Genomic DNA, 6316 nt, shown 5'->3' on the forward strand with positions numbered 1-6316 from the left:
GCTGTTACCGGGAGGGGGACACCCCCTTCGAAGCCTGATGGCTTCTCATACTCGCTACACTCGCACTTCGCACCTGACGGTGGTCAAGCTCCCTTCGGTCGCACCTCCCCGGATCCTTGAAGAACTTCGTTCTTCTCATGCTCCTGCCCTTTGGCCAGTCGCACTCCCCGAATGGCGGTGCCCTATGGAATGCCGTTTCACCCTCCTGGCTCAGGATGTGGCTCAGATGGCGGATACCTGAGAATTAAGGGCTCTGATTAGGGTATACCGAAGGTTCGGAGATCTTTTTGGGATGACCTCGATGCCACCTCTTTAAAGCCCCCTACACCGAGTGTTTGGCATACCCGAAATTATGGTCATAAATGGCCGAACATGGTCATAAGAGAAAAGAAAACGGAGATGGGAGAAAATGACAAAAGACACGAAATCTGAGTAAAGCCGCGTTACGCGGTACATTACCCTGAGTCAGAAAGCGAATGATTTTCTGAAAAACAACGTTACGAATGTCCCCTGACTCACCGAACGCCGGACAAAAGATGCGGAAAGGGAGGTTCGGGTCACGATTGTGATCGTTTCCCCAAAAACGAGTGGGCTCGTCGAGATTCGAACTCGAGACCTCCGCCGTGTGAAGGCGACGTCATAACCAGCTAGACCACGAGCCCCATGCATCGACCGGGAATTGAACCCGGGCTATTGGCTTGGAAGGCCAAAGTCATACCACTAGACCATCGATGCAACGCACGATCTGCCTACATAGATAGACCGCGCTGAATATTAAATATTGGGTGGGCGAGGAGCCGGGGCGGGTTTAATACCCGCGCCGCTGCGCCTGCAGCTCCTCGAGGGCGGCCACCCGCTTCTCCAGCGGCGGGTGCGTGGAGAAGAGCTCCATCAGGGTGTTTCCCGAGAGGGCGGGGATGATGAAGAAGGCGTTTGCGCCCTCTACTTCCTGTTTCTTCTCGGCGGGGACGTAGTCCATCCGCCCGCTGATCTTCTGGAGCGCCGATATCAGCGCCCGGGGATTCTCCGTCAGTTCGGCGCTGCCCCGGTCCGCGGCGAACTCCCGGTAGCGGGAGAGCGCACGGGTGAGCAGGGTGCTCAGGACCCAGACGAGGATCGAGACGATGTAGACCAGGATCAGCGCGCCCATGTTGTTGTCGCGGTTGCCGCCGCCACCGCCGAAGAGAGCCATGAAAAACCAGTTGCGCATGATCAGGAAGGCGAGCATCGATATGAAACTCGCCATCGTCAGGGTCAGCATGTCCCGGTTCTTCACGTGCGACATCTCGTGGGCGAGCACCGCTTCGAGTTCCTCGCGGTTGAGCGTCCGCATGATCGAGTCGGTGACCGCCACGACGGCGTTCTTCGGGCTGCGCCCGGTCGCGAACGCGTTCGGAACCGGGGAGGTCATGATCCCTACCCTCGGTTTCGGGAGGCCCGCTCTCGTGGCGAGGCTCTCGATCATCCGGTGCAACTCCGGGTACTCGTCCTCTTCGACGATCCGGGTGCTGGTGCTCCAGAGCACCAGCTTATCGGAGAAGAAGAACTGGAGGAACGCCATCCCGGCGGCCACCAGCAGGAGGAACTCAAAGGGGAATCCCAGGGCGGAAAGGACGCCCAGGAAGATCAGGTAGACTATGAGGAGCAGGAATGACGTGAGAAACATCCTCATAGTGAGACCGAAGTCGCGCGTCCACTTCATGATAGAAACATATTGTGCAGGATCGCTATTAAGGTCTGTGCCACTCTCCCCGGTTGCTTCTGCTTGAACCGCGATCCGGTGCGTTTTCCCCACACGCGCCAGTGCTCTTATCTCTCTCCGGTGCCATAGATAAGAATCGGATGACGCTGAACGAAGTGACCATCAGCAGGGCCATTCTCGAGGAGCAGCACCGGGCGCTCATCGACCACCTCGAGATGGACGCCGCCGTCATAGGCGGGGGCCCCTCAGGGCTCGCCTGCGCCGCGCTCCTCGGCGAGAAGGGTGTTAAGTGCGCACTCATCGAGAAGAAGCTCAGTATCGGCGGCGGCATGTGGGGCGGCGGGATGATGTTTCCCCGGATCGTCGTCCAGGAAGAGGCACGGCGGCTCCTCGACCGGTTCGGTATCGCCTACAAAGCGTTCGAAGAGGGCTACTATGTCGCGAAATCGGTCGAAGCGGTCGCGAAGCTCACCGCAGCCGCCTGCGACGCCGGGGTCGAGTTCTTCAACCTCACCACCGTCGAGGACATCATGATCCGGGGCAACGGGAGAGTCGGCGGCCTCGTCGTCAACTGGACGCCGGTCGATATGGCCGGGCTGCACGTCGACCCGCTCACCATGGCCTGCACCTGCACCGTGGATGCCACCGGCCACGACGCCATGATTGCCCGGATGGTCGAGAAGAAAGGCGGCGCGCTCAAGGTGAAGGGCGAGAGTTTCATGTGGGCCGAGCGTGCCGAGTCACAGATCCTCGCCCACACGAAAGAGGTCTTCCCCGGCCTCTTTGTCACCGGGATGGCGGCGAACGCCGTTGCCGGGGAGTGCCGCATGGGGCCGATATTCGGCGGGATGCTGCTCTCCGGGGAGCGTGCCGCGGAGCTCGTTGCAGAAAGGCTCGGCCGGTAACACTTCAAAATTCTTTTTACTCTCCCGGCGGTTACCATTAGGTATGGAAGAGATCGATCCGGAGACCCTGGCCGGGGTCGCGTATGGGATCTTTGAGGTCTACCTCAATCGCGAGATCCGTCTCCGCGGCCCGTACCTGTTCGAACTCGTCGAGCAGGGAGCTGATTTTGAGGCCGATGTCCGCGAGATCTTCGGGCGGTTCGAAGAGGACTACCCCGAGCTCGCAGAAGCCCTCCTCCGCCGATTCGGCGGGATCGATGCAATCTATGCACCCCTCAGGGAGGGCGAAGGAGTCCTCCCCTCGAAGACAACCCGGATGTACTGGATCGTCCAGGATGCCCCCGGGCCCTCTGAGAGAGGTCTCGACGACGACCAGGTGGGGAAATGGCTCATATTCGTCGCTGCCGAAAAAGTGGACGAGGCGTGGCGGGAGGTTCGGGACGAAACGGTGAAGGGGACTCTCGGGATATCCGCGAAGGTCAGCACCGCCAAACCGAACCCGGACTCGCGCGACGAGCGCTCGGTCATCTACGTCTACACCCGGGACTGGGCGGACGAGGCCGACGTGATGCGGGTTCGCGAACGGCTCCGCGAACTCGGATTTGAGGAACGGATCGGCTACAAGCGCAACATCGAGACCTACCGGGGCGAGTACAGCGAAGAGGGCAGAAAAGTCACCTATTACAGCGCCTGAAGAACCGGGCGCTCATCCGTAAACCGCGCAAAAAAAAGAGTATGCCGGGGCCCGGACGAGCGGCGTTACGCCTTCCGTTCCCTGGACTTGGCGCGGAGTTCGTCCGAACCGCACTTTCGGCAGCTGGTCGCGCGGATTGCGTTCCGGGCGTTGCATTTCATACAGATCTTTACGTTGAGCAGACGTGCTTCAGCTTCGGGAAATCTCGCCATGTTAAAAACACCACTTGTCAGTTGGGTACTATTCGTTCTTGCTCATATTAACAGTTCTGTCGTCTCCGGCCTCCCGCTCGACCCAGGCGCGGAACGCCTCGAGCGCCCGTGCCCGGTGAGAGATCCTGCTCTTCTCGGCGAGCGGGATCTCGGCGAGCGTACGCCCCTCGTACTCGAAGATCGGGTCGTAGCCGAACCCTTCCTCTCCCCGGGGGGCGACGATTGTCCCGGGCAGGATTCCCCGGAAGACCCGGATGCCGTCCTCGCGCGCGAACGCGATCGCCGTCTCGAAGCGGGCGCTCCTCTCCTCCGCGCCTTCCATGAGTCTCAGGATCCCGGCGTTGCCGATGGTGTCGTGGACGTAGGCGGCGTACGGCCCCGGGAACCCGCCGAGCGCGTCGACGAAGAGCCCGGTGTCGTCGACGATCAGCGGCCGGGAGAGCGTCCTGTAGGCGAACTCTGCCTTCCCGCGGGCGATCTCTCCCACGTCGGCGTGACGGAACTCCGGGCACTCCAGCACGACGTGCTCGACCGTGAGCACCCCCGCAAAGTAGGCCGCCACCTCCCGCGCCTTGTTGGCGTTGCTCGTCACCACCGCGACCTTCACAGGTACCGCCCCCGCAGTTCGACCTCGTGCTCCCGGGCGAGAACCTCGCCCGCCCCCGGGAAGACGCCCGCGTAGCCCTTCACGAAGGCCTCTTTCAGGTCCTCGAAGTTCTCCGTCGTGCTCTCGAGCGTCTGGAAGAAGACGTGGAGGTCGACCCCGCGGCTCTCGATCTCGGACGACGTCGATGAAAGCCCGAAGTCGATAAGGACGCACTGGCCGTCGCGGACGATCATGTTGCTCGTCGTCAGGTCGCCGTGGACGATCCCCGTCCCGTGCAGCCGCCCGACCGCCTCGCCCGCGAGCCGGATCGTCTCCGGCGCGGCGACGTACTTCAGCACCTCGCCACGAACGCGCTCCATCACGATCGTGTCCGCGGTGATGTCGCGGATCACCGGGGTCGGGACGCCCGCCCGCCGCGCCGTCGCGATCAGGCGCGCCTCCGCCCGGGTCCGCTCCGCGATCAGCCGCCGGTCGAGAGCCGGGTTGCGGTAGCGCTTGCTTGTCCGGCGCTTGACGACGTCCTCCTCACCGATCTCCACGACCGCCTCCGCGCCGCGGGCAACGCCGCCCTCGTGCGGCCCGATAGAAAATACCTCGCCGGGTTCCGTCCGCCAGGCGACCTCCACCTCGTCCGCCCGGTAACCGGGGCGGATCTGCGACTCTTCAAGGGGGAGGACGACACCGTGCTCCAGCATGATCTTGCCCGTGTAGGCGATCATCGCGCCGTTGTCGCCGAGGTATGTCCGCTCGGGAACGGCGAACGCCGCCCCCCGCTCCTCGCACATCACCCCAAGCATCTCCTGCAGCCGCCCGTTCGCGCCGACCCCGCCGACCAGCAGCACCTCGTTCTTGCCCGCGTGGGCGAGCGCGCGCTCCGTCACCTCGACGCACATCGCGAACGCCGTCTCCTGCAGACCGGAGCAGACGTCCTCGAGCGGCGCGTTGCTCTCCTGGGCGGCGCTTACGAGCCCCGAGAAAGCGAGATCCATCCCCTTCACCGTGTAGGGGAGCTCGATGTAGTCACCTTCGCGCGCAAGCCTCTCGATGGCGGGCCCGCCCGGGTGCGGAAGGTCGTGGCTCCGGGCGAACTTGTCGAGCCCGTTCCCGAGCCCGATATCCAGCGTCTCCCCGAATATCCGGTAGCGGCCGTTTAAGAAACCGAGCACCTGCGTGTTCGCGCCGCTTGCATAGAGAACGATCGGGTCGGAAAACCCGGTCGCCCACCTCCCGATCTCGACGTGCGCCACGCAATGGTTGACGCCGACGAGCGGGACGCCGAGGGCGATCGAGAGGGCGCGTGCGGCGGTCGCCACCGTCCGCAGCGACGGCCCGAGCCCCGGTCCCTGGGAGAAGGCGACCGCCCGGATCCGCTCCGGCTCCGTGAGCACCCGGGAGACGACCTCCTTCATTGCCGAGGCGTGATGCTGCGCGGCCTCCCGGGGGTGGATCCCGCCCTTCGGCGGCACATACGGCGCCGAATGGAGGGCGACCAGGTCGTCCCCGAAGAGAGCGGCACTGAGGTTCCACGCAGTTCCTTCGAGCCCCAGCACCAGCCCGTCGTCGGGCATCATATCAGGCATAAAACAGGTATCGCTCCGTTACGAGAAAAAGGCCGGTCGCGGCCGTTGCCGCGTCCGTATCTTGTATCCGGGTGAGGATCTACTTCTGGAATTCAGTGTAGCCGCACTTGCCGCAGGCTACCCGGTCCTTGTGCTCGGCCATCAGCACGCCGGGGCCGCACCGGGGGCAGTGCCGCTTCTGCAGGACCGCCGTATCGCCCTTGACTTCGTAGCACTCGTATCTCTTGACCATGCGTTACGCCTCGCTCTCCGCCTTCGGCTCGCCGCGCTTGAGCAGGTACTCCCGCTCGGTCGACTTCTTGGTCTCCTCGTCGTCGTAGATCCGGGCACGGCCGAAGAGTTCCATCTTCCCGAACCGGGTTCTCTCCAGATCCAGCACGAGGAGGTTCTCATCCTTGTTCTGCAGTGCGGCGAGCTTCTCCTGAATGCTCTTGCGAGAAGGCGTCGCTCCGTCGAAGGTGAGAGTAAACTCGAGCTCTCTCCTCTTCAACAACTCATTCCTCACATCACGGGTAATTTCGAAGTCCATCGATATCCCTAAAATATTGTTGGGGCGTTTATTTATACTCTGGGATGGGAGGTCGGGGTCGTTCCGGTGCACCTGCCTCCCGCCTTC

8 protein-coding genes and 2 tRNA genes are annotated in these 6316 nt (G+C 62.9%); 2 read left to right on the forward strand and 8 right to left on the reverse strand.

Annotated elements, in window-relative coordinates:
• Nucleotides 1-588: 588 nt before the first annotated feature.
• The 3 genes from EI28_RS12055 to htpX all read right to left on the reverse strand — a co-directional run bounded on the left by EI28_RS12055 (nucleotide 589) and on the right by htpX (nucleotide 1702).
• A tRNA-Val gene (locus EI28_RS12055) sits at nucleotides 589-662 on the reverse strand.
• Nucleotides 663-664: 2 nt separating this feature from the next.
• Nucleotides 665-735 (reverse strand) — tRNA-Gly (locus EI28_RS12060).
• Nucleotides 736-808: 73 nt separating this feature from the next.
• The gene (gene htpX / locus EI28_RS12065) at nucleotides 809-1702 is read right to left on the reverse strand and encodes a zinc metalloprotease HtpX (RefSeq protein WP_048115137.1); all 894 of its coding nucleotides are present in this window, start codon (nucleotides 1700-1702) and stop codon (nucleotides 809-811) included.
• A gap of 140 nt (nucleotides 1703-1842) precedes the next feature.
• Between htpX and EI28_RS12070 the strand changes: the two genes are divergently transcribed.
• Entirely contained in the window at nucleotides 1843-2607 is a 765-nt protein-coding gene (locus tag EI28_RS12070; protein WP_048115141.1) for a sulfide-dependent adenosine diphosphate thiazole synthase, read from the forward strand.
• A 43-nt stretch (nucleotides 2608-2650) separates the two neighbouring features.
• Nucleotides 2651-3301 (forward strand): putative phosphothreonine lyase domain-containg protein, encoded by a 651-nt coding sequence (locus EI28_RS12075; RefSeq protein WP_048115143.1) that lies wholly within the window; start codon nucleotides 2651-2653, stop codon nucleotides 3299-3301.
• A 65-nt stretch (nucleotides 3302-3366) separates the two neighbouring features.
• On the opposite strand, the gene EI28_RS12080 is transcribed toward EI28_RS12075, so the two are convergent.
• From EI28_RS12080 to EI28_RS12100, 5 genes are all read right to left on the reverse strand, one after another.
• The gene (locus EI28_RS12080; RefSeq protein WP_048115147.1) at nucleotides 3367-3513 is read right to left on the reverse strand and encodes a 50S ribosomal protein L40e; all 147 of its coding nucleotides are present in this window, start codon (nucleotides 3511-3513) and stop codon (nucleotides 3367-3369) included.
• Nucleotides 3514-3541: 28 nt separating this feature from the next.
• Entirely contained in the window at nucleotides 3542-4120 is a 579-nt protein-coding gene (gene rdgB / locus EI28_RS12085; protein WP_048115150.1) for an RdgB/HAM1 family non-canonical purine NTP pyrophosphatase, read from the reverse strand.
• Nucleotides 4117-5700 carry a bifunctional N(6)-L-threonylcarbamoyladenine synthase/serine/threonine protein kinase gene (locus EI28_RS12090; RefSeq protein ID WP_048115153.1) on the reverse strand — a complete coding sequence of 528 codons (1584 nt, stop codon included), beginning with the start codon at nucleotides 5698-5700 and terminating at the stop codon, nucleotides 4117-4119. The genes rdgB and EI28_RS12090 overlap by 4 nt, the downstream gene beginning before the upstream one ends.
• Before the next feature lie 79 nt (nucleotides 5701-5779).
• On the reverse strand, nucleotides 5780-5932 hold the full coding sequence (locus EI28_RS12095) for a 30S ribosomal protein S27ae (protein ID WP_048115155.1): 153 nt from the start codon (nucleotides 5930-5932) through the stop codon (nucleotides 5780-5782).
• Nucleotides 5933-5935: 3 nt separating this feature from the next.
• A partial coding sequence (locus tag EI28_RS12100; RefSeq protein ID WP_369792308.1) for a 30S ribosomal protein S24e occupies nucleotides 5936-6316 on the reverse strand: 381 nt, incomplete at its 5' end.

The sequence above is a fragment of the Methanoculleus sp. MH98A genome (assembly GCF_000691865.1).
Classification (GTDB): Archaea; Halobacteriota; Methanomicrobia; order Methanomicrobiales; family Methanoculleaceae; genus Methanoculleus.